Source organism: Acidovorax sp. sic0104 (assembly GCF_019219095.1).
Taxonomy (GTDB): Bacteria; Pseudomonadota; Gammaproteobacteria; order Burkholderiales; family Burkholderiaceae_C; genus Acidovorax.
In genome coordinates this window covers 112,678-136,200 of sequence record NZ_JAHUWH010000016.1, presented here as the reverse complement: position 1 = coordinate 136,200, position 23,523 = coordinate 112,678, and the positions used below count along the sequence as shown (strand labels likewise).

Annotated in this window: 17 protein-coding genes, 2 pseudogenes and 1 other annotated feature; of the genes and pseudogenes, 14 read left to right on the top strand and 5 right to left on the bottom strand. The window is 63.2% G+C overall.

Features of this window, described 5'->3' with window-relative positions; translation table 11 throughout:
* Positions 1 to 696: 696 nt before the first annotated feature.
* Complete coding sequence (locus KW835_RS21650) at positions 697 to 1,098, bottom strand: alpha/beta hydrolase (RefSeq protein ID WP_255593789.1); 402 nt, start codon at positions 1,096 to 1,098, stop codon at positions 697 to 699.
* Between the two features lie 208 nt (positions 1,099 to 1,306).
* On the opposite strand from KW835_RS21650, the gene KW835_RS21645 reads away from it, so the two are divergent.
* Complete coding sequence (locus tag KW835_RS21645) at positions 1,307 to 3,001, top strand: hypothetical protein (RefSeq protein WP_218386274.1); 1,695 nt, start codon at positions 1,307 to 1,309, stop codon at positions 2,999 to 3,001.
* A 369-nt stretch (positions 3,002 to 3,370) separates the two neighbouring features.
* Here KW835_RS21645 and KW835_RS21640 read toward each other — a convergent pair whose 3' ends face one another.
* Complete coding sequence (locus KW835_RS21640; RefSeq protein WP_218386272.1) at positions 3,371 to 3,739, bottom strand: MerR family transcriptional regulator; 369 nt, start codon at positions 3,737 to 3,739, stop codon at positions 3,371 to 3,373.
* A gap of 65 nt (positions 3,740 to 3,804) precedes the next feature.
* Here KW835_RS21640 and KW835_RS21635 point away from each other — a divergent pair, with 65 nt between their 5' ends.
* Both KW835_RS21635 and KW835_RS21630 read left to right on the top strand, forming a co-directional pair.
* On the top strand, positions 3,805 to 4,308 hold the full coding sequence (locus KW835_RS21635; protein WP_218386271.1) for an SRPBCC family protein: 504 nt from the start codon (positions 3,805 to 3,807) through the stop codon (positions 4,306 to 4,308).
* 72 nt (positions 4,309 to 4,380) lie between these two features.
* A pseudogene (locus tag KW835_RS21630) lies at positions 4,381 to 4,704 on the top strand (helix-turn-helix domain-containing protein); the annotation flags it as partial.
* A 96-nt stretch (positions 4,705 to 4,800) separates the two neighbouring features.
* Here the strand turns inward: KW835_RS21630 and KW835_RS21625 are convergent.
* Positions 4,801 to 6,158, bottom strand: a protein-coding gene (locus tag KW835_RS21625; RefSeq protein WP_370633669.1) for an IS3 family transposase whose coding sequence is annotated in 2 segments (ribosomal slippage) — positions 4,801 to 5,681 and positions 5,681 to 6,158 — 1,359 coding nt in all. Because the reading frame shifts where the segments join, the coding sequence is not laid out codon by codon here.
* Between the two features lie 78 nt (positions 6,159 to 6,236).
* Between KW835_RS21625 and KW835_RS21620 the strand changes: the two are divergent.
* Positions 6,237 to 6,802 (top strand): annotated as a pseudogene (locus KW835_RS21620) (transposase); the annotation flags it as partial.
* Positions 6,515 to 6,631 (top strand) — a sequence feature (AL1L pseudoknot). (Overlaps the previous pseudogene by 117 nt.)
* Positions 6,803 to 6,873: 71 nt before the next feature.
* On the opposite strand, the gene KW835_RS21615 reads toward KW835_RS21620, so the two are convergent.
* Positions 6,874 to 7,785 carry a helix-turn-helix domain-containing protein gene (locus tag KW835_RS21615; RefSeq protein ID WP_218386269.1) on the bottom strand — a complete coding sequence of 304 codons (912 nt, stop codon included), beginning with the start codon at positions 7,783 to 7,785 and terminating at the stop codon, positions 6,874 to 6,876.
* Between the two features lie 207 nt (positions 7,786 to 7,992).
* Here KW835_RS21615 and KW835_RS21610 point away from each other — a divergent pair, with 207 nt between their 5' ends.
* Both KW835_RS21610 and KW835_RS21605 read left to right on the top strand, forming a co-directional pair.
* Complete coding sequence (locus KW835_RS21610; RefSeq protein WP_218386267.1) at positions 7,993 to 9,612, top strand: tannase/feruloyl esterase family alpha/beta hydrolase; 1,620 nt, start codon at positions 7,993 to 7,995, stop codon at positions 9,610 to 9,612.
* Positions 9,613 to 9,706: 94 nt separating this feature from the next.
* Positions 9,707 to 10,693, top strand: a complete 987-nt coding sequence (locus KW835_RS21605; RefSeq protein ID WP_218386265.1) for a tripartite tricarboxylate transporter substrate binding protein — start codon at positions 9,707 to 9,709, stop codon at positions 10,691 to 10,693.
* 234 nt (positions 10,694 to 10,927) lie between these two features.
* Here the strand turns inward: KW835_RS21605 and KW835_RS21600 are convergent, their stop codons facing one another.
* Positions 10,928 to 11,491 carry a TetR/AcrR family transcriptional regulator gene (locus KW835_RS21600; protein WP_255593787.1) on the bottom strand — a complete coding sequence of 188 codons (564 nt, stop codon included), beginning with the start codon at positions 11,489 to 11,491 and terminating at the stop codon, positions 10,928 to 10,930.
* A 904-nt stretch (positions 11,492 to 12,395) separates the two neighbouring features.
* Between KW835_RS21600 and KW835_RS21595 the strand changes: the two genes are divergently transcribed.
* From KW835_RS21595 to KW835_RS21560, 8 genes are all read left to right on the top strand, one after another.
* Positions 12,396 to 13,340: a LysR family transcriptional regulator gene (locus tag KW835_RS21595; protein ID WP_218386261.1), complete on the top strand. Its 945-nt coding sequence runs from the start codon at positions 12,396 to 12,398 to the stop codon at positions 13,338 to 13,340.
* A gap of 165 nt (positions 13,341 to 13,505) precedes the next feature.
* A complete protein-coding gene (locus KW835_RS21590; RefSeq protein WP_218386260.1) occupies positions 13,506 to 14,984 on the top strand; it encodes an efflux transporter outer membrane subunit in 1,479 nt (492 codons plus the stop codon).
* Positions 14,985 to 16,121 (top strand): efflux RND transporter periplasmic adaptor subunit, encoded by a 1,137-nt coding sequence (locus tag KW835_RS21585; protein WP_218386246.1) that lies wholly within the window; start codon positions 14,985 to 14,987, stop codon positions 16,119 to 16,121.
* A complete protein-coding gene (locus tag KW835_RS21580) occupies positions 16,118 to 19,252 on the top strand; it encodes an efflux RND transporter permease subunit (RefSeq protein ID WP_218386244.1) in 3,135 nt (1,044 codons plus the stop codon). Before KW835_RS21585 ends, KW835_RS21580 begins: the two co-directional genes overlap by 4 nt.
* A gap of 113 nt (positions 19,253 to 19,365) precedes the next feature.
* Positions 19,366 to 20,232, top strand: a complete 867-nt coding sequence (locus KW835_RS21575; RefSeq protein ID WP_218386242.1) for a class I SAM-dependent methyltransferase — start codon at positions 19,366 to 19,368, stop codon at positions 20,230 to 20,232.
* 447 nt (positions 20,233 to 20,679) lie between these two features.
* Positions 20,680 to 21,573, top strand: coding sequence for an NAD(P)/FAD-dependent oxidoreductase (locus KW835_RS21570; RefSeq protein WP_218386241.1), 894 nt, complete (start codon positions 20,680 to 20,682; stop codon positions 21,571 to 21,573).
* Positions 21,574 to 21,583: 10 nt separating this feature from the next.
* Positions 21,584 to 22,426, top strand: a complete 843-nt coding sequence (locus tag KW835_RS21565) for an alpha/beta fold hydrolase (RefSeq protein WP_218386239.1) — start codon at positions 21,584 to 21,586, stop codon at positions 22,424 to 22,426.
* A gap of 55 nt (positions 22,427 to 22,481) precedes the next feature.
* Positions 22,482 to 23,372: an oxidoreductase gene (locus KW835_RS21560; RefSeq protein ID WP_370633668.1), complete on the top strand. Its 891-nt coding sequence runs from the start codon at positions 22,482 to 22,484 to the stop codon at positions 23,370 to 23,372.
* The last annotated feature ends 151 nt before the right edge of the window (positions 23,373 to 23,523 follow it).

The window sequence follows — 23,523 nt, the reverse complement described above, 5'->3', positions numbered from 1 at the left end:
TGCCCCAGGAACCCCCAGTCCGTTGGACTCGCCGGCCTAAGCACTTGCAGCTGGCTGAGTGGCGGCTTTGGAGCTTCTAGCTGTATGGCGGCTCTGGGCCCCGAGCCGCCATCCAGACAAAAGCTGCGAAGCAGTCATTCAGCCCAACGGCGAGTAGAAAATTGGGAGGTGTCATGAATAGCGAGGAGCAGGAGACAGTCGAGCTGCTTATGAATAGGCTCAAATTAGCGAGAGAAGAGGCTACCGCCATTGCAATATCTGGCATAACTTCTATCGAAGAGGTCGCGTACATCCCCGTTGAAGAGCTGCTGGAGATTGGCAGCATTGAGTCTGAACGACTACTTCAAATTCGTGAATATGCGCGCCGTTTGCTACTACCTCTCTAACGGCTAGAAGCGAAACCATGAATTCACTAGGGCATGTCCCTAATCAAGGCTGCGGTCTTTCAACGGTGCTACTGAGGCCTAACCCGTCATTGCAGCGGACTGGCTTCGCCTGCCGCTGAATTTGAGCGTCCGCTTTCTTTAGCTGCCACCGGCTGGTGTTGGCCGATAGTACTCATTCGTTTGCGATCAGCCTATGACTGCAACCAGCCTATAACAGGCATCGAGCACTGACTACGCCGCTTCACTTTGCTCCCACAGCCACGCCACAACATCCCCCGTCACCTCATCCCGATTCGTCTCATTCAAGATCTCATGCCGCGCCGCAGCGGTACAGCTTGACCATCACATCGGTCACACCGGCATCCCGACACCGCTGCCCCAGTTGCTGAATCAACACCCCGCTTGCGACCAGCGGGTCTGCGTCGCCAGATGCGATGAGGATGGGCAGGTCGCTGCGGATGCGCGCGAGCTGCGCGGGGTCGGCCAGCCAGGGCGCAGGCGCGAAAAGCGAGGGGATCACGTCGTCGGGCATGTCCCAGCCGCACCAAGGGTCTGCGACGTAGGCATCGACCTCCGCAGCGTCGCACGACAGCCATTCGTAGCCGGTGCGGTGCTCAAAGTCCGCATTGAATGCCGCGAGCCCGGCGGGCGCGTCGGCGGGGGCGTTGGCCACGGCGGCGGCGAACAGGTCGAGAGCGGTGGAGCCTGACAGGACGGCACCAGACCAGGTGGATGCTCGGTCCAGAATCGCCGCCTGCGCTGCGAACTAGCCCAGGGAGTGCACGAACAGGAAGGGCGGGAGGCCGGCATGCTGCCACGCGACGCAAGCGTGCAGTCCATCTCTTGCGGCGAATCTGCCAGGCCGTGATAGCGGCTAAGCTGCGAGAGCCAGCGCTCTATCACTATGTACCAGCTCCGCAATGCCCTCTAGCCTTCACCTCTTCGACCCCCAGCGCCATGCCCTGCCGCTGCCTGAGAGCTTTGCGGCGCTGGAGGCCATGCGCGAGTTACTGCACGCGCGTGCCGATGGCAAGAACCTGCGCTTTGTCGAGTTCGCGCTGCGGTTCGAGGATCGCTTCAAGAACACGGGCCGCACCACGCCCTTGCAGCAGGCCAACGCCTGCCGTCGCGCGGCATGGCAGTTTGACCTCCCGAACGTGGATGAGATGCCTGCATACCGGGCGGCTGTGGAGATTGCCGGTGCACTGGGATTGGTTGCGTATGACGCGACGCTGGGCGTAGGTTTTCTGCCCGACGGCCGGGTAGTGCCGACCGAGTTCGCGCAAGCCGCCACGCCTGTGGCGCCCGCCGAAAAGCTGCCCTGGGGGGCGCTCCCGCCAGACGCGCTGCGCGGCGAGAGCGAGGTGCGAGAAGTTTTGGCCCCTGCACTGGCGCGCGCTATGGCAGGCAGCGGTTTTGAGCTGGAAGCTGCACCACCCGACAAGCCCGACGCGCCCATCGTCCTCGCCCGACAGCTTGGTGCTGTGCGCCAGGTGCTGACCGTCAATCTGATGCGCTATGAAGCGCTGAACCTGACCCTGCGTGTGTGGCATGACGCTTGCACCGCTGTGCTGGCACAAGCCCTCGGTCCTGCGCCTCATCAGGACACCGCCTTCGAGCTGGGCATGGCGTTCTTCGAGCCCGGGCCGGGATCCCTGCACCGCTGGACACTCGAACGCCTGGCGCAGTTGCCTGCGGTCCTCGCGCTGGTATGTGGTCGCGTGCTGCCCCTGGCGGGTCTGTGCAATGACCTGCATGGGCTGGACCAACTGCTCAATGACGCCAGCGCCGACACGGTGCGTACCCCCTACCGCAACGCCTACACCTGGTCGGGCCGCCCGGACGGCTCCGACGGCTCGCGCAGCCTGCGTGAAGAGGTATTCCCGCATGCGCAGCGCCTCGTCATCGCCCACCTCTATGGCAACCCACAGGCAGCCAACATCGCCCGCGAGCTGGAGGACCACTGGCAGCACAGCAACCATTGGCGCGCGCCTCAGGAACGCGAGACCCTGGCGGCCGTGCGCGCCACGCTGGCCCACACGCCGCCACTGGTCCGCTGGAACGACATAGCTGCCTGGCGGGCCGCACTGCGCCCTATTCCTGCATCGCTGCAGTCCCACACCCCCGACCCGCGCGGGCGGCGCTGTCACCACTATGAAGTGACCGAAGCCTTGCACCAGGACCTGCGCAAAGACCCAGGTGGCTTTTGGGGCCGGTTCGGAGGTCCGGATGGTGCATCCGAGCTCACGCGCGTGTGGCAAGACAAGGCCTCCACCTTGCCTGTCGCAGAACGCATCCCCCCGGACGGCCTCAGATGCCATGTGGTCACTCTGCCCGGCAAGGCCGGCGAGGGCGCAATAGCTGTGGTGTGCCTTTGCTTTCCACCCATCACGGGCCTTGACGAGCATCGATTCCTGGCACTGGCTCGCCGTGGCGACATATCACGCATGTTCCGCATGGGCTACGAAAACGGGCTGGACGACGACGGCCAAATGCAGCTGCGCATTGAGTACGGCGTGCGCCACGGGAACGCCGACGTTATCGCCCGCGAAACGCTGGATGCCGAGCTGAACATGCAGGCATTCCTGGAGAGGGTGGCAGAGCTGTTCGCATGAACTGGCGTGGGAGCGACTTCCGCAGACCTCCGTTGCCGATGCAGCGCGGGTGAAACCGATATTGCGGCATGCAGTCGGTAACCGCACTCAGCCATACCCCTTCGACCACGTCCCGGCGGTCGCCCCACACTCTCCGTCGGCGGCACCGCTCGCCTGCTGTCAGTCAACCCATGTGGCGTTATCGCTGGCTCCTCGCGCTCAATGCCTCCATCGTGTTCGAACAGGAGTACAACGGCGTGGGAGGCGATTCGGCCTCGTGCGCCGAGCTGTGCGCGCTGCTGTCGAGCCTGTCAGGCCTGCCAGAACGCTGGGCTGGACGGCATCCGGGGCGTGCAGATCCCCGCCCGCAACCAGCGCGCACCTTCGCCGCTAGGACTGCAGGTGCCGCGTCGCGCGGTCCTGCAAGCGCTGCTGTTCGCGCAGCAGCACCTTGCTCACCTTTCGCAGTTGGGCAATCTGCGCCTGGATGGCCGCACGCTTGTCTGCCATCAGTTGCGCTCCTTTCGCGCAGTCGATGCTCTTGGCGCGCATCGCCCCAAGCACCGGACGAATCTCTTGCAGCGAAAAGCCCAGCGACTGCAGCTGCTGCAGCACGGTCACATCCCGGACTGTCGCCTCGGAATACTCGCGGTAGTTGTTGGCCCCGCGCTGCACACCCACCAGAACGCCTTCGCGCTCATAGAAACGAAGCGCATGGCGGCCCACGCCGGTGCGAGCCTCCAACTCGGAAATGCGCATGAAATTTTCCTTGACTGTAGACCTGGCTCTACAGCCTAGCATGGGTTTTCAAGGAGGATTCAGTTATGTATTTGCTGGTGGAAAAGACTGTCACTGTGGGCCGCTCCGCACACGAGGTGTTTGCGCACATATCGAACATGGAGCGCTTCAGCGAATGGTTTCCGGGCGTTGTTGCCATCACGTCGCTGAACGCACTGGCCCACGGCGAGCGGGGCAAGGTTTATCTTGAGACGGTGCGCATACCGCTCAGAGGCCGCCGTCGGATCACCCTGAGGGTGCGCGAGGCGCGCGCACCGCACTTCTTTGCGACCGAGGGGCAGTTACAGCCATTGCTACCAAGAATGGAAATTTCGATCAATGCCACCCCGCAGGCCTCTTGCACGCTCACCTGGCGCTTGTTCAGCCGCAATCGCAGCCGTGGGGTTCGCTGGCTGCTGCTTCCCCTGGCCGGGTTTGTCATGAGGCGGCGGGCTGCCAAGGGACTTGCAACGCTGAAATCGCAGTTGGAAGAGGGGCAAGTGCGGGGTTTGGAAAACCCAGGGAGTGGTACAGAGAGTGATGGCGAGTGACGGCTTTGCAGTGCGGATTCAACCGGTCGATGCAACACACTAACCACCGCCTAGGCGCAAGGAGTGTTGCAAATGAAACAGCGACCAAGAATCTACTATTCAGATGCCCAGAAGGCGCTGATGTGGGAGCGCTGGAAACAAGGCTGGACGCTGCATGAGATCGGCAAGCTCTTCGATCGTGCCCACTCATCGATCCATCGGATACTCGCAGAGACAGGTGGATTCCGACCACCTGAGCGATCACGTGCAGCAATTGCATTGACGTTGGCAGAGCGCGAGGATATCTCGCGGGCAATGGTGTCAGGCGAATCGATTCGCTCCATCGCAAATCGGCTCGGGCGAGCACCGTCGACGATCTGCAGAGAGATCAAGCGCAATGGCGGCCCTGATGGCTTCGTTGACACCCCGAGCTCTAGCGCCAGTGAAAAGTCATATTGAATCGCCCCGGTTTTGAACTGACCCCCAGAAGTTGGACGGTTACCTTGCCGCCAATCAGTCGCTGTTTCTCAGTCGGTATCCCACCGGGCTGAGTCCGCCCAATCTGAGCTTGATGCGCTCATGGTTGTAGTAGTGAATATAATCATGCACGCCCGCTTCGAGCGTATCAAGGCTGTCGGGCGCAGCAAGCCGGAAGTACTCGGCCTTGAGGGTGCCGAAGAAGCTCTCAATTGCCGCATTGTCAAAGCAGTTGCCCTTTCGGCTCATGCTTTGCTTGACTCCCCGTTGCACAAGCATCGCTCGATAGGGCTGCATCTTGTAGTGCCAACCTTGGTCCGAGTGGACGATCAGTTCCCCCGTGCAAGCGGTCCGTGCCAGCGCTGCCTCGAGCATGCTGGAAACCATCTCGAAGACCGGACGCCTTGCCATGCGGTACGCGACGATCTCGCCGTTGTAGAGGTCCATGCAAGCTGACAGGTAGAGCTTGTGGCCATTCACATTGAATTCGGTGACATCGGTTGCCCACTTCTGGTTTGGTGCGGTCGCACGGAAGTCGCGCTGTAGAACGTTCGGCACGTGCGCATCGCTGACGCCTAGAACATGCCGGGATCGCTTCTTCACCCGAATCAACGCGCGCAGCCCCATCTTGCGCATCAGACGCTGCACGCACTTGTGGTTGATCGGTTCCACCACAGCATTGCATAGCGCGGCCGTGATCCGTCTGTAGCCGTAGCGTCCTTTATGCTCGTCATAGACAGTACGAATCCTGGCCTCCAAGGCGCTTTGCTGGTCGGCGCGCTGGCTCGCTTGGCATTGGTAGTAGAACGTGCTGCGTGGCAGGCCTGCGACCTGCAACAGGTATGCCAATTTATGGTGATGCCTCAACCCGGCAATCAGACGCGCTTTGTCGGCGCAGCTGATCTCTTCGACCAAATCAAGGCCTGCAATTTTTTTAGGTACGCGACCTCGGCGCGCAGTCGTTCGTTCTCTTCTCGTAGGGTTTGCGTTGCGTCGGCGGCAACCTTGTCCGACGGCGCTGCGCAGCGGCCTTCCAGCTTCATCTTGGGACGCTCTTCTTTCTCGTTCTCAATAGCTTGCAGGCGGCCTTGATCGAGATTGCGTCGCCAGACCACTACTTGGTTGGGATTGCGGATGTCATAGATCGCCGCGACCTGGCGGCTGGAGAGCTGTTCGCGATCCTGATGGGACAGCACTTGCAGCTTCAACTGCGCACTGTACGTGCTGCGCTTGGGGCGCAGCCCGTCAATGCCGTGCAGGCGGTAGTGGCTCACCCAAGTGCGGATCTTCTCCTCAGGCACAGACCATTGGCGCGCCAGCAGCTTTGCCCCACCGTCCCCAGCCAAAAAACTCTTGACCACTTTGAGCTTGAACTCTGTCTGATACTTCTTCATGAAGCCCCTTGAAGTTTGTCCAACTTCTGGGGGTCAGTTCATTTTTGAGGAGGCTCAACACTCTGAGAGGATTGAGCCATGAAGAAGACGAACAAGTTCTCGCCCGAGGTGCGTGAGCGCGCAGTGAGAATGGTGCAGGAGCAGCGCGGGGAGTACCCATCCCTGTGGGCTGCCATCGAATCCATTGCCCCCAAGATTGGCTGCGTGCCGCAGACCCTGAACGAGTGGGTCAAGCGTGCCGAAGTTGATGCAGGCACGCGAGAAGGCGTCACCACAGCCGAAGCCCAGCGGGTCAAGGAGCTGGAGCGCGAGGTCAAAGAATTGCGCCGAGCCAACGAGATATTGAAGCTGGCCAGCGCGTTTTTCGCCCAGGCGGAGCTCGACCGCCGGCTCAAGTCTTGAGGGCCTTTATCGACCAGCAGCGCAATGCTTTCGGGGTCGAGCCGCTCTGCAAGGTCTTGCAGGTTGCCCCGTCGGCGTATCGGCGCCACGCCGCGCTGGTGCGCGAGCCTCACAAACGCTGCGCTAGAGCGAAACGCGACGAATTGCTGGTGCCGCAGATTCAACGAGTCTGGCAGGCCAACATGCAGGTTTATGGCGCCGACAAGGTATGGCGGCAACTAGCGCGCGAAGGCGTGACCGTGGGGCACCCCAACTATCATGCCAATGAGTACTTGTTGAGCGTCGCGCATATGCCATATGTCGGCCGCGGGACCTATCGAATCTCATGCTGCGCAGACAAAACTTGCTTCTGGCGCCGTATTTGCGCTGGCGTAACCTCATATGCGCGCCTGAACGCGGTTGTCAGATGGCTTTGGCTCGAAAACCCCGCTTCTGCAGCAATCGCGGTAATAGGTAGATCGCCTGCCTGCAGCTGCTGGCGAGCCCAGGCCAGTCGGCTCCTGAGGACATGATGGTACGGTGCATAGCCAACCGTGTTTCGAAACAGCCGGACAAAGTGTGCGGGGCTGAGTCCTACCAACTCCGCGAGCTGCGGCAACGAGATGTCTTGGCCTAGATGGGTGTGGATCCACTCGTCCAGCCGCTGTACCTGCGCTGCGCTGAGTTTTCCACGTTCAGCGTGAAGACTGCCCCGGTTGGCTGCCCGCTGTTGCAGCCGCATTGCCACCCCCACGGAGAGGGATTGGGCGTAGAGCTGACCATTCGGTGACCCGTTGGCGGCTTCGCTGGCCATCATGCGAAGGACCGCCGCGAGGCCATCATCGTGAAATTCAAACTCTGTTTGCCAAGGTGGCATTCGCGAAGGAATTTCCATGCCCAACTCGGACAGGGCGGCCAGGTCCACCTCCACCATGATCCTGCGAACATTTCGGCATTCCCACCGAAGCCGGTTGATCGGGGTCCCTTGAACAAACAAGCCCATGGCACCGGGTTTTAGGTCGTATTGGAAGGATTTCCTTCCTGAGGCGAATTCGGCCTGAGCGTAGCCGCAATCCAGCATCGCCAGCGTCGTCCTACCCACCTCGGAACGACCCGCCTCGACCTTGGGGGGCGCCTCCACCCATCCCAGCGCGAAGCCCTGCCATTGCGTAGCCAATCGCGCCGTGAGCAGGCTGCGCTCCCCGTGGGGATTGACCTGCACTCTCTCGCGAGGAATGTCGCTCATGGACGCCACTTTCTTTCGGTGAAGCCAGGGCGCTCATTGTTGCGCCGATGCTCCTGTTCGCGCATACCGATTTTAGATAGCTGCTATACGCAATGCCCCATCCGTGTTTCCCCTGGACGATGCGCATTTTGTGAAATTGCGATTGGAATCTGTAAGACGTGCCAAGCGCCTCGCTGTGCAATGCCCCTTATTGCACAGGAGGCAACTTTGAAGACAAACCCGAATTCATGGAAGACGCGCGCAGGGATCGTCGGCCTTGCGGCCGCTGCACTGGGCGGCTGCGGCAGCGGCAGCGAGGGCGACAGTCTTCCCAACGTCAGCAACAACATTTCCATTCAACCCATCCGAGCCTGCAGCATGCAGGGTATCGGATCCACACTCTTGACTGCCGATGCGCCCGTGAGCATTTTGGAGGTGACTACCGGCACGACGGGCACTGCCGCATCGGACAAGCCGTATTGCCTTGTCAAAGTGAAAGTGGATCCGCAGGTCAATATCTGGGTCTCGTTGCCTACTACTTCCTGGAACGGCCGGTTCCGGGCTGAAGGAAACGGTGTCTATGCGGGGTCTTCGCAGCTCGTCCCGGCGGTTGATTCTGTCCGGCAGGGGTTCGCTGGAGCGACCACGGACACCGGCCATACGGGGTTCTTTCTCTCCGGCGCTTTCGGCATGGAGTCGCCAGGTAAGCCCAACGTTCAATTGCAAAATGACTTCGCCCATCGGTCGGAACACCTGATGGCGGTGGTTGGCAAGCAGTTGGTCAAGGCCTTCTATGGCCAGGATCCCGTCCGCACATATTGGTACGGCTGCTCGACCGGTGGACGCCAAGGGCTCATGATGGCGCAGCGCTACCCTGCAGACTACGACGCTATCCTTGCGGGCGCGCCCGCGATCCACTGGGACAGGTTCCAGGCCTATCAGATCTGGCCACAGGTGGTGATGCAGGCCGAAGCCGCAGGGCCTCTGTCCGCAGCAAAACGCGAATTGGCCACCCAGCGCGCTGTCGCCGCATGTGACGCTGCGGACGGCGTGACGGATGGCGTGATCCGCGATCCACGCTCGTGCAATTACGACCCGGCGCAAGACAACCAGATCACACGGGCGGACTGCTCTTCCGCCGACGGAACCTGCCTGGCCCTCGGCGAAGCCACCGCACTGCAGAAAATCTGGGGCGGCGCACGCAACACTGCGGGCCAGTTGCTTTGGCCCGGTGTAGAGCGGGGGGCCGACCTCACTGCATTGGCCGGAGCGGAGTCATTCCCCATTCCCATCGAGCAGGCTCGGTACTGGGTGTACTTCGACCCCACCTGGGATTGGAGAACGCTCAATCTTGCCAACTACGAGGCATTCTTCAACAAGAACGCCGAAATGGTGGGGCCGGTCATGGCGACCGACAACCCGGACATCTCCGCGTTCAAACAGCGAGGTGGCAAGCTCATCATGTACCACGGCTGGAGCGACAACCTCATCATGCCGCAAGGCACTGTGCGGTACTACGAACGAGTCCAGCAGACCGTCAGAGCTTCTCGCGATTTCTCCAGGCTGTACATGGTCCCTGGCATGAACCACTGCAGCGGTGGCGCCGGTCCCTCCGAATTTGGACAAAGGGCAAGCGGAGCCGTCCCCATGGAGGCGAAGACAGACATCTTCCGTGCCCTCATGGCCTGGTCTGAGAAAGGGTTGGCACCTGCCGATATCACCGCGTCAAAGATCGTGAATGGGGCCGTGACCCAGACCCGTCCCCTGTGTCCCTACCCGCAGGTGGCCAAGTACAAGGGCGCCGGGAGCACGGATGACGCAGCAAACTTCACCTGCTCGGCGCCTTGACGGCAAGACCGGGCGACAGACAAGCCATGGCACTTGAACCGACGAAGCCGACCGGTTCAAGCGCCTTCACCAGTCCCCTCTCGATCACTTACCCATGAACCACCGCATTTCTCTGCTGCGCCGCTGCGCGCTCCTCCTTTGCGCGGCAATCGCGCTACCCGCTCTCTCGCAAGCACAGGACTTCCCCACCAAGCCTGTTCGCATCATCACACCCTTCCCAGTTGGCAGCGGTCCCGAAGGGGTGGTACGCCTGGTGGCCGATAAACTGACGCGTGCTTGGGGACAGCCGGTGGTTGTGGAAAATCGGCCGGGCGGCAATGGTTTCATCGCCATCGATGCCTTCAAGCGGGGGGCCACGGATGGTCACGACCTGATCCAGTTGGACAACGTCCACCTCTCGGCCTACCCACACCTGTTCAAGAAGCTGCCCTACGACCCCCAGAAGGATTTCGAGCCGCTGCTTCCTTTGTTCAAGACATACTTCTTCGTCACCACAGCAGCGGACAGCAAGTACAAAAACGTAGGGGATCTCATAGCCGATGCCAAGGCCAAGCCTGGAAAGCTCAACTATGGTTCCTGGTCGATTGGGAATCCGGTGCATTTGGGCTCGGCGTTGTTTGATACCGTCGCGGGTATCGAGACGCAGCACATCGTCTACAAGGAAACCAGCCAGTTGTACACGGGCGTGGCCACCGGCGAACTGGCCTACGCACTGGGCAGCAGCGCGACTGCAGGGCCGTTGTACCGCGCGGGCAAGCTGAGGTTCCTGGCGGTGGCCGGCCCCAGCCGGCTCCCCGCATATAAAGATGTCCCCACCGTTGCAGAAGCCGGCGGCCCCGCCGGCTTCGAGGTCAGCGGCTGGACCGCGATCGCCGCGCCCAAGGGGGTACCCAAGGTCGTGGCAGACAAGATTCAGCGGGACATCGAAAGGGCTCTGGCCGAGCCCGATGTGCGCGAGAAGTTTCTCTCTTTCGGCTACGAAGCATTCGCCCCAAGCCGTGATCAATTCACCCAGTACATCCAATCCGAATCAGTGCGCTTCGCTGGCCTCATCAAAACGGCCAACGCCTCACTTGATTGAGTTGGAGGAAAGCGTTTGTCCTCTGCTGGTTTCAGATCCAAGCTCGTGTTCAACGAGTGCAGGACCGCGACCGGCGCTAGGGAGTCGCTGACCAAAATGCCGTGTGCTTCCAATTGATGACCAAGCGTGCACCGAGAGCACCAGCAGGCTGCCCCCAATCGCGAGGTCGGCCGCACACATGCAGAGATCTTTGCCTCCGCCGTCTGCTCGCAACCTCAGGCCAAATGGTGCAGTCTAAGCGCCGTAGGCCGCCAAAAAGACCCGCACGGCCTCACGCAGAAGAGCTTTGTTTTCTCGGGTATCCGGCATATCGAGTTTCAGTAGCCCGCGAATGTGCCCAGAGCCCAGAAACATCGACAGGAACAAGTCCGCCGCCTGCAGCGGGTCCCGCACCTTCAGCGTGCCTGCCGAGTGGGCACGGCGCAGATATGCAGCCAGCTCGCCGTTCACACGCTCAGGGCCGTCCTTGTAGAACCCAAGGCAGACCTCCGGCTGCGCCCCCGCTACGCCGTAGACAGAGCGCATCGCGCCCAGGGCGTCGTCCCCGCGCGCAAGTGCGAGAAACCGGGTGCCGATCGCCAGCAGTGCCTTCTCCGGTTGGTCCGGGTCCAACGCCCCGCCAGGCACACCAGCCACCACCGAATCCGTCCTGTCACGCACGACAGCCTGGAACAGCCTCTCCTTGGAGCCGAAATTGCTGTAAACGGTCATCTTGGCAACACCGGCGTCTGCGGCTATGGCATCTACGCTTGCACGCTCCAGGCCATGTTCGTTGAAGTGCGCTTGAGCCGCTGCCAAGATGCGCCGGACGCGCTCGGGATCGCGTGGCCGCCCGCGTTGAGGCTTGGGATTGAGAGTGGGGGTGGGAGCTATAAGTCGGGCCATGAGCAGATTTATTGGATTTGACAGTCCACTATAGTTCATACACATTATTGGACATGTAGTCTGGTAAATTGACACGCGCCGAGGAACTTCTATGACGCAAAGAGCGATCGCCTGGACCTCGCAGCAACGGGCTGCGCGAGAGGCGATGAGCACGGTCTACTTCGGCCCGGGAACCACCTCCGGAAACGAGCTCGTCTGCATGAAAGGCCTCGTCCGGCTTGGTCGAATGAACGCATCAAACCCACCCCTGCAGCCGCCCGTCGGGACTCACGAAGCGGAATTTCGGCGAAAAGAGAAAGGCTGGAGGCATTGCGAATCTCCGCATCGGCCTTTCGCCCCACTCCTGACAATGAACGCAGCGCTGCACGCGGCTGATCTCACTCAAGGAGTCCGCCCGCTGCGGACGGCTTGTACGGTCACACGGCGCAGGTGCTGCGATTTGATAGTTCAGTACTTCGGGGCGGCGATCGCACGCGAGACGGCCGGATTCGTTCTGGACGTCGCAGAAACCTCTGTGGCTTCGGCCAGGATTTCCTCGGGTGTGCGCGTGCTCCCAGCCTTGACAGGATCGACGGCGATTCCATCGACCCGGGCGGCGCCCCCACAGACAGCAACGAAAGCGGCGACAAGGCGAATGGAATTGACCTGAAGGCTGGATTCCTTCGCAGTGTTTGAGGTGGTGATTCGTCTCCCAGGCAGCGGAAGATTTGCGGAATGGGTTGCGCTTTGGCGTCGCGTCCGGATAAGTCTAGTGCGTAACCAGTGAATCGTTTTCGTACGCGCGACAACCGCGCGCCGCAGCAGGAAAGGACCAACGATGGATGAACTCAAAAGCATGCGCACCTTCGTGAAGGTTGTGGACGAAGGCAGCTTCGCTGGTGCCGCGCGCTCCCTGAATGTCGCCAAGTCGGTGGTCACCCGCCTAGTCAGTGAACTAGAGGAGGCGCTGAACTGCCGCCTTCTAACTCGCACCACCCGCGCGTTGTCGCTTACGAGTGCGGGTGCCCAGTACCTGGAGCGCGTGCGCCCCATCCTTGAAGAAATTGATGACGCCAACAACCAAGCAACGGAAGCGACTGACACGATCCGCGGCCTGCTGCGCGTGGCAGCGCCACAGGAATTCCTCACTGCCAGTCTCGCGCGGCTTGTGTCCCGCTTCACACAACGCCACCCTGCGCTGAATATCCACCTGACCCTCTCGCAGCCGTGGGCGTTGGCACCTGACGACGCAGCGGACGTCACCATCTTGATCCCCGGCCCGGAGCCGCTCAAAGGTGACTTTGTCGCCAGGCTACTGGCGCATACGGACGTCGTACTGTGCGCAACGCCGGAATACCTCGCACGGCATCCTCCGATTGTCAATCCCGAGGACGTGGACCTGCACACCTTGCTCGTTCCAGATACTGCCTTGGAACGCAAGGCCTGGACTTTTCATTCCACTCGCGAAGATGGCACCAGGACCTCGATATCACTTCGGGTGCGGCGCGCGCCCGTGGGCTCGCCCAATCCCGAGGTCATGATCGCAGCGGCTCGCGGTCACTGCGGTATCGCCGGCGCCTTGTCACTGAACGTGTTCGAGGATTTTCGCTTGGGCACCTTACAGCGGGTTCTTCCGGGCTGGTCAGCGGCGGGCTACCGGCTTTATGCAGCTGTTCCAAGCCGTGCGCATTTGCCCCGGCGCGCGCGGGCCTTCATAGATTTTCTCGTCGAACAGTACGGGGGCGTCTCGTCGGATCCCTGGCTTGCCGGGGTGATCAAGTAGCCAGTGCATCTCATCAAGCGACGCAATCCGCTGAGCACATGGCCGTATGCGCTTGCCGCAGCGGGTCACTAGGCATGGAGGCACTGCCATGAAATTTGCTGTACTTGACAGTTCAATAAATAAATCGCACATTACTATACCTGAAAGTCCAATAAATATCGACTCATGAATTCCTCCTCCTGGCGTAACCGCATGCCGACCCTCCCGGCAACACGTCTCCTGTCGCTCGCGGCGTTGACCGTGCTGTCAGCGTGCTCGACCCCCACCGTGCAAGCTCCCACGCCTTCGGTGCCCCTCACGGCCGGCTTCGCTCACGGTCATGCGGCACAGGCGGAAGGCACGGACGCCGACGCTGCATGGTGGGGCGTCTGGGGAGATTCCACTCTCACCGCGCTGGTTGAGGAGGCGCTTGGCGCCAACCACGACATCACCATCGCGCTCCAGCGCGTCGCCCAGGCCCGCGCAGGCGCGGATGCCCAGGCCGCCCGCCTGTGGCCGACGGTGGGCGTGCAGGCTTCCGCATCGCGCAGCAGCAGCGGTTTGCCTGATTCCGTAAAGCAAGGGATGCCCGACACGCGTGCGCTGCGCGCCGGAATCGACGTGGCCTGGGAGGTCGACCTGGCGGGGGGCGTGCGGGCTGCGCGCGACGCAGCGCAGGCCGACGCCACGGCGGCGGCTGCAGGAGTGCAAGGCGCTCGCCTGCTGGTAACCAGCGAAGTTGCGCGCCAGTACTTCGTCCTGCGCAGCGCCCAGGAGAGGCTGCGCATCGTGCAGGCCTTGGCGAAGGCGCAACGAGACACCGCCAGCCGCGTGGAGAGCCGGCTGCGCGAAGGCTTGGCCAGCGCCTTCGACCTCGACCGCACGCGCGCCGAGGCCGACGCGTTCGATGCACAAATCCCGCCGCTGGAAATGCTGGCCGGGACGTCCCAGACACGGCTGGCCGTGCTTCTGGGGCGCAGTCCGTCGATCTCTGTTGTCGAGGTCGACCCCGCGTTCGTCTGGCAAGCGGTTCGCGACATCGGCAGCGGCCAGCCCAGCGAGCTCCTGAAACGCCGCCCGGACCTGATTGCCGCGGAAGCGCGTGTCGCCGCCGAAACACTGCGCACCGGCGAAGCCCGCGCACAGTGGTGGCCCAAGCTGTTCCTGAGCGCATTGACGGGCCGCCAAGACCTTCAGCTGAATGCCCTGGACCTCGCACCGGTGCGTTTCTCGAACGTGGCACTGGCATTTGCAGCGCCGATCTTCGATGCTGGCCGCATCGACGCCGGCATCCGCGCGCAGTCGGCGCGGGCTGACGAGGCTTTGCTGGCCTGGCAGAAGTCCGTGCTCGTCGCGGTGCAGGAGGTGGAAGACAGCCTGCTCCTGCGAGCAGAAGAAGCCAAGCGCGCCGCAGCCTTGGCCGGCACGGTCGAGCACCGCCGCCGATCTCTGCAGCGTGCCCAGTCGCTGCTCCGCGAAGGGCAGGCCGATCTGTTGGCACTGCTGGACGTGCAGCGCTCCGTTCTCGCCAGCGAGCTCGCCCTTGCAGACAGCCGCCTCCAGCAGGCGCTGGCGGACGTTCAGCTCTACAAGGCACTTGGCGGCGGCTTCACGCCAGCTGTCGCCGATGCCGCCATCGCATCCAACGCCAGAAAGGCCCCTTAAGTGAATCGCATCTCCTCATTCGCACTGCCTGCAGCGATTGCTGCCTCCGTGCTGCTCGCCGCGTGCGGCGATCCACCCGCGCCGGCCGCAGCCGCAAAGCCCGTGTTCGTGACAACGGTCTCGCCGTCCAATCACGCACAAACGCGCACATTCACAGCCACCGTGCGAGCCCGGGTGGAAACCGATCTGGGTTTTCGCACCGCAGGCAAGGTGGTGGAGCGGCTGGTAGACGTCGGCGATACCGTGAAGGCCGGCCAGCCGCTCGCCCGTTTGGATGCGGCCGACTATCAACTGGCAGCGAGCGCCGCCAGCGATGCCGTGCAGGCCGCGTTGGTGGATGCGCAGCAGGCAGCCTCGGACGAGGCGCGGCTTCGCAGACTGCTATCGGACGGCTCGGTGGGAACCGCAGACCATGAGCGGCAAAAGGCGCGCGCGGACGCGGCTGCGGCGCGCTTGGACCAGGCACGCAGGCAACTCGAGGTGGCGCGCAATCGATCCGGTTACGCGACGCTCCTGGCGCCCTACGCCGGCGTGGTCACGGCCGTGCGTTTCGAGAACGGCCAGGTTGTGGCCGAAGGCCAGTCGGTGATGTCGCTGGCCCGCGATGGCGCACGCGAGGTCGTCGCCGACCTCCCCGAGGAATGGATCGGCCGGGTGCGAACGCTGACTGCCACAGCCGCCGCCTGGCACGACGCAACCGCCCCCTTGCCACTGGTGCTGCGCGAAGCCTCGCCGCTGGCCCGCGCGCAGGGGCGCACGTTCCGCGTGCGCTACGCTGCCGCCCCGCCAGCGCAGGCCTCCCTCGCCGCTCTGCCCCTGGGGAGCACGATCCAGCTGCATCTGTCCGCTCCTCCCTCTGCGGGGCCAGCCTCCGTCATCGTGCCCGTTACCGCAGTCGTGAAGGCGAGCGGCTCGGCGGGCGTGTGGGCCCTGAATGCCGAGGGCACGGGCCTGGTCTTCACCCCCGTGCAGGTGGTGGGCTCGGACGATGCCTCGGTACAGGTCACCGGCCTTCCCGCAGGCAGCCGCGTGGTCAGCAGCGGCGCGCAGAAGCTTGATGCGGGCATGGTCGTGCGCGCCATTGATCGCGCTCCCGGCACCGACCCGACACTTTCCTCCGAGACGAGCCAGCGATGAAGCGTTTCAACCTTTCTGAGTGGGCGGTCACGCACCGGCCGATGGTGCTGTTCCTGATCATCCTAACGCTCATCGTCGGCAGCATCTCGTTCAGCCGCCTGGGCCGGCTGGAAGACCCGAACTTCGACGTGCCGCAGATGACGGCCATTGTCGTGTGGCCCGGCGCCACCGCGCAGGACGTACAGGACCAGGTGCTCAACCGCATCGAGCGCCGCCTGCAAGAGCTCGATCACTTCGAGTACGTGCGCAGCTTTTCGCGGCAGGGCTACGGCGCCATCACGCTGTGGATGAAGGGCGGCAGCAGCAAGGCTGAGCTGGACAACGCCTGGTACCAGGCGCGCAAGAAGATCGGCGACATGCGCCAGGAGTTGCCCGAGGGCGTGCGCGGGCCGTTCTTCAACGACGAGTACAACGACCGCTACAGCGTGCTGTATGCGTTGAGCGCCCCCGATCTGTCGATGGCCGAACTGCTGGCGATCACCGAGGACGTGAAGCGCCGCTTCCAGAGCGTGCCCGGTGCCGGCAAGGTGGACGTGCTGGGCAAGCAGGCCGAGCGCGTGTATGTTGAGCTGTCGACCCGGCGCTTGGCATCGCTCGGCATCGCGCCGACGGCGGTGTTCGAGGCGCTGGCGCGCCAGAACCTGGTGACACCGGCCGGTTCGGCCGACGCCACGCACGACCGAGTGCAAGTGCGCGTGGACGGAGGGCTCAAGAGCGCCGCGGACGTTGCCAAGGTGACGCTGGAAGTCGGTGGGCAGTTGCTGCGGCTGGCCGACATCGCCACCGTGCGCACCGGCTATGAAGACCCACCCAGCTTCAGCATCCGCCACAACGGCGTGCCGGTCCTGGCCATCGGCGTGACCATGCAGCAAAACGGCAATGTGCTGGACTTCGGCAAGGCGCTGGAACAGCGGCTCGCCCAGATCAAGCAAGAGATCCCGGCCGGCATCGAGATCCAGCAATACGCCGACCAGCCGCGCGTGGTGGAGGAGTCGGTCTGGGAGTTCGAGCGCTCGTTCCTGGAAGCGCTGGCGATCGTGCTGGCCGTCTCTTTCCTGTTCCTGGGCTGGCGCACCGGCATCGTGGTCGCCGCGTCGGTTCCGCTGGTGCTGGCGCTGGTCGCAGCGGTGATGTATGCCGCCGGCTGGAACCTCGATCGCATTTCGCTCGGGGCCTTGATCATCGCACTGGGGCTGCTGGTGGACGACGCCATCATCGCCGTCGAGATGATGGTGGTGAAGCTGGAAGAAGGCTGGGACCGGCTGCACGCAGCCACCTACGCCTACACCTCCACGGCGTTTCCGATGCTGACCGGCACGCTGGTCACGGCCGCGGGCTTCATGCCGGTGGGCTTCGCCAAGTCGATCGCCGGCCAATACGCGGGCGGCATCTTCTGGGTGGTGGGAACGGCCCTGATCCTGTCCTGGCTGGTGGCCGTGATCTTCACACCTTACCTGGGCGTGTTGCTGCTGCCCAAGAACCTGGCCTCCAGACACAGTCAGGGCGCCCACCACGACCCTTACGACCGGGCTGTCTACCGCCGGCTGCGCAGCATCGTCGACTGGGCGGTGCATCGCCGGGCGTGGGTGCTCGCCATCACCGTGCTGGTCTTCGCCATGGCCGGCGCCGGCATGCTGGCGGTGCAGCAGCAGTTCTTCCCCACCGCCTCGCGGCCGGAACTGCTGGTGGACCTGCGCCTGCGCGAAGGGGCGTCGTTCGCCGCCACGTCCGCCCAGGTGAAGCTGCTTGAGACCCGGCTCGCCAAGGATCCCGACATCGAGTTCTTCACCGCCTATACCGGTGGCGGCACGCCGCGCTTCTATCTGTCGATCGATCCGGAACTTCCCAACCCGGGGTTCGCGCAGTTTGTCATCAAGACGGCGGGGACCGAGCAGCGCGAGCGCGTTCGCGCGCGCCTGAGGGATCTGTTCGACAAGGACGAGGCCTTTCCGGACGTCAGGGCGCGCGTGCAGCGCCTGGAGTTCGGACCGCCGGTGGGCTTTCCGGTGCAGTTTCGCGTCATCGGGCCCGACAAGGCCCAGGTACGCGAGATCGCCTACCGCGTGCGCGACACGGTGCGCCAGAGCCCACTGGTGCGCGACACGCAGCTCGACTGGAACGAACAAGTGCGCTCCGTGCAGGTCCATGTCGACCAGGACAAGGCGCGCCTGCTCGGTTTGTCCAGCGCCGACATCCAGAGCTTGGTGCAAACGACGCTCGATGGCGCGCCGGTCACGCAGATCCGCCGCGGCGAAGAACTCGTCGACGTCGTCGTTCGAGCTACGCCCGAGGAGCGCAGGAGCATCGGCCAGCTCGGCGATCTGCAGGTCTTCACGCGCAGCGGGGTGAGCGTGCCCTTGTCGCAGCTCGCGCGCATCGAGCCGAGCTTCGAGGAGCCGGTGCTGTGGCGGCGAAACCGCGACATGGTGCTCAGCGTGCGCAGCGACGTCGTCGATGGCGTGCAAGGCCCGGACGCCGCCGCGAAGATCCGGCCATCGCTCAAGCCCATCATCGACAGCCTGCCGGCGGGTTACCGCATTGAGGATGGCGGCGCGATCGAGGAGAGCGACAAAGCCAACGTGGCGTTGTTCGCCGTGTTCCCCGCGATGTTCGCGGTGATGCTGACCTTGCTGATGATCCAGCTCCAAAGCTTCTCGCGGCTGTTCATGGTGTTCATGACGGCGCCGCTGGCGCTGGTCGGCGTGGTGCCGGCGCTCCTACTGTTCAACGCGCCGTTCGGCTTCGTTGCGCTGCTGGGCGTGATCGCGCTGAGCGGCATGATCATGCGCAACTCGATCATCCTGGTTGACCAAATCGATCAGGACATCGCGCGCGGCATCGCGCCCTGGGCCGCCATCGTCGACGCCACGGTGCGCCGCTCGCGCCCGGTGGTGCTGACGGCCGCGGCCGCGGTGCTGGCGATGATTCCTCTCACGCACAGCGTGTTCTGGGGGCCGATGGCCATCGCGATCATGGGCGGCCTGGTGGTGGCTACGGGGCTGACCCTCGTCTTCGTGCCTGCACTATATGCCGCCTGGTTCCGCATCCCGCGCGACACCCCGGCGCAAGCGCGTGCTGAAGCGACGCCAGCGCTCGCCGCACGGCTCGCGGACGGAGAGCATCATGCTTGAGCACGTCGACGCAACGCTTGCCGTGTCTATGGCAGTCATCAACAACGCCGATCCAAAGTGGCTTGCCACTGCATCGACGTAACGTTCAACGTCACCGTTAAAGGACGATTTCAATGAGCACCCATCGCGAAGTTTCCGGACACTACGGCACAGGCGACCTTCTCTCACGTCTCAATGCAGCGTTGGCGAAGGACGGTCTGGACCCCGATCACCTCAGCGTGGGGGCGCTTGCGCAATACGACCAATTTCATGGTCGCGGCCTGGAGGCGACCGTGGAAGTTGCCGACCTGGTCCATGTCACCGCTTCTGACCACCTTCTGGACATTGGCAGCGGAATCGGCGGGCCCGCACGCTACTTTGCCAACCGATTCGGCTGCAGGGTCACCGGGATTGATCTGACGCCGGAATTCTGTGACGTAGCCCGCCACTTCACGCAGCGGCTCCACCTCGACGACCGGATCACGTTCGAGGTGGGCGATGCCCTGGCAATGCCCTTCGCCAATCGCAGCTTCGACGGCGCTTACTCGATGAATGTGTCGATGAACATCGCTGACAAGGGCGCGTTCTATCGAGAGATTCTCCGGGTGCTCAAGCCGGGCGGCTGGCTGGTGCTCTCGGAGGTTGCCAAGGGCGAAGGCGCAGAACTCGACTATCCAGCGCCTTGGGCTCGCAGCGCCAGCACCAGCTTCCTCGCGACGCCGGAGGAGACGCGGCGCGACCTGCTGGAGGCAGGATTCGACATCGTTCGATTGCACAGCACGCTGGAGGAAACCCTGGCGGCCGGCGCGCGCGCTCGCGCGCTCGCCGAGCGCGGCGGGAAGCCGCCCAGGCGCGCGGCGGCGCTGATGGACCGCGAGATCGCGGCCCAGGCCATGGCGAACTCGTCTCGCGGCTTTTCCGAAGGGCGAATCATCCCGATTGAAGTTCTCGCTCGAAAACCGAGTCAAGTATCACTGGGCGCTGAGCATGATCCCGCCTGACAACTACGTTAAGCGGATCATCGATGCATCTCTTTCACCGCAAGGGGGGATTGACATGAACACTGGACATAAGTATCACCACGCTGGACGAAGGCCTCGGCGGTCTTGTCTTTCACGTTTTCGCATGGAAAGGCGTGGCCGGCAGCGCGGGCCTGGGCACGGTGACCGGCTGTTTGGCAAAGATTGGGCATTTGATGAATGCCGCATCGTCCGGCCAGTCAATACGCTCTGGGGCGACTTTCCGGCCGATGCCGAAACCCTGCGCGCTGCGCGTCTCTGGCGCATATCGATGCACGATGGCGCGCCGGCCTGCATCACAAGGAGGCTTTTATGCAACGACGAGCCCTGCTGACACTGGCCGCGCTTTCCACCGCCAGCCTCGGTCACGCACAGCCCACGGCAAAGCACAGCCCACTCCCTTCAATCAACCACATGGAGCCAATCACCATGAATGACGTCATCATCATCGGCGGCAGCTTTGCCGGCCTCGCCGCCGCCCTGCAGCTCGGCCGTGCCCGCCGCAAGGTCACCGTTCTCGATACCGGCCTGCCACGCAATCGCTTTGCCGGCCACTCGCATGGCCTGCTGGGCCACGATCACAAGCCGCCGCTGGACATCCTGGCCGAGGCGCGGCAGCAACTGGCGCGTTATCCCGCGATCAAGCTGGTCAACGCCCGGGCCGACAGCATCTCCGGCGCCATCGACGATTTCTCCGTCCTCACGGGCGATGGCGAAACCCTCAAGGCGCGCCGCCTGATCCTGAGCTATGGCGTGGTCGACCAGATGCCCGCTGTTCCAGGCTTTGCTGAAAGCTGGGGCACGTCCATCGTGCCTTGCCCCTATTGCGACGGCTTCGAAGTCGCCGGCCAGCATTGGGGCCTCGTCTGGTCCGGCCCGCAATCTCATAATCAGGCCAGGCTGTTCCTCGATTGGACCGACAAGTTGACTGTCTTCGCCGATGGCCACGACATTCCAGCGGATGTCCAGGCCGACCTGGCGGGCCGCAACATCCCCATCGCCCTTGGCCGGATCGTCGAGATCGCCCATCAGAAGGGCCATATCGCCACTGTCAATCTCGATACCGGTAGCCATATCGCGGTCGACGTCCTGTTCGCGCATCCGCGCAACAAGCCGTCCGCAAGCCTGCATGCATCACTGGGACTGGCCACGGTCGATACGCCCACCGGTATCGTCCTCAAGGTCGACGAGCGCCGCCAGACCAGCACGCCCGGCATCTACGCCGCCGGCGACCTCACCACCCCCTTCTTGCCTTCGGTCACCCAGGCGTCCTCGCAGGGCGCGATGGCGGGCATCTTCGCCCAGCAGTCGATGCTGGTTTGAGAAGACACACATGGAGTTCGAACACGTCACCTTCGACCTGCCGCACGGCAGCTTTCACGCGCTGCAGGGGGGTGATCCCAACGGTCGGCCGACACTTGTCTTGCACGGCTTCCCGGACCATCCGCCGACCGCAAAGCCCTTTCTTGCCGAGCTCGGTCGCCGTGGACGTCGCGTCCTCGCCCCCTGGCTTCGCGGTTACGCCCCGTCCCCGACTGCGGGGCCGTTCGACATGGCAGCCCTCACCGGCGACGTGCTCGCGCTGATCGACCGCTGGTCTTCCGGGCGAGCCGTAGAGTTGATTGGCCACGACTGGGGCGGCGCGATCACCTACGATGTCTGCGTCACCGCGCCGGAGCGGATCGACCGCGCAGTCACGATGGCATTCCCCCATCCACTGACGTTTCTGAGCCAGCCGCGCCTCACTCAGCTACGCCGCAGCTGGTACATGGGGCTCTTCCAACTGCCGGGAAGCGGCTGGATCGTCAGCGCCCGAGATCTCGCCCTCATCGACCACCTATGGCGTCAGTGGTCGCCCGGCCTCTCGCTCCATCCAGCTGTCCAGGCGGAGCTGCACGAGACCCTGCGGGCGAGCATGCCTGCGCCCTTGCGCTACTACCGAGGGCTGCTGCGGCCCGGCATGCTTGGGGCGATGCGCCGCCTGTCTCAGCCGATCGCGGTGCCCCTGCTGCAGCTCCACGGTGCAGACGACGGCTGCATCCTCCCCCAGCAGGTCGACGACCGACATCGGTTCGCCGCATCGCACGCGCTGGAAGTCGTCCCTGACGTCGGTCACTTCCTGCACATCGAGGCCCCCGAGACGATCGCACAACGGATCGCGGCATGGGGCGAGTAGTGTCCTTTCAGCCCTGCGAAAAGAAGCCTCGAACGAAGCCCCTCCACGACGGGAAGTGACCGGGCTGATGCTCGGCCTCACTAAAGAAACGTCCATCCCTCTGAAAGTAAAGAAAAAGGAAGCAATCCTTATGAATACGACTAATCCTGGCGTCGCCCTGGTGACCGGCGCATCCTCTGGCATCGGTCTCGCCACTGCCAAAGCCTTGCGGAATGCGGGCTTTCGGGTGTTCGGAACGAGCCGCCGCGCCGCCGCGGAGAGATCCGACGGTATTACTATGCTGGCCTGTGACGTTACCGACGATGAGTCCGTGGCGAAACTGGTCGAGCGGGTCATGGCCGAGGCCGGCCGCATCGATCTGCTCGTCAACAATGCCGGCATGGGTTTGCTTGGCGCCGCAGAGGAGTCCTCGACGGCCCAGGCGCAGGCGCTATTCGATGTCAATGTCTTCGGGGTTCTACGCGTGACCAGGGCGGTGCTACCGGCCATGCGCCAGCAGAGAAAAGGCAGAATCATCAATGTGAGTTCGGTGTTGGGTTTGATCCCGGCTCCCTATTCCGCCGTGTATGCGTCGACCAAGCATGCCATCGAAGGCTATTCTGAATCGCTTGACCACGAGCTTCGCTCCTTTGGCATTCGTGTCGTGTTGGTCGAACCCGCCTATACAAGGACGGCATTTGAAGACAACCTCGCCAAGCCAGACCTATTGCTTGACATCTATGACGCCACGCGCGCCAGCATGGATGTGATCAATAAGAAAGCGATAGAAGCCGGCGACGCCCCGGAAGTCGTCGCCGGGACGATTGTCGAAGCGGCGACCACGATCGTTCCAAAGACACGCTACGCGGCGGGAAAAATGGCGCGACGGGTCAGTCTCCTGCGCCGTTTCGTCCCTGAATCCGCGTTCGACAAGAGTCTTCGAAATCAGTACGGATTGCCGGTCTGACAACGATGAGGTGATAGCAGCGACCGGATTCCGTCCTAAGCTGGGCGCGCTGAAGATCGATGGCGATCAGCATCGAGGTCAATCGGAAGGACCCAGATGCAAGCCGTGCGGCGATGTGCAGCGAGCCGCTGCCGCCCTGCAAGATGCGCCA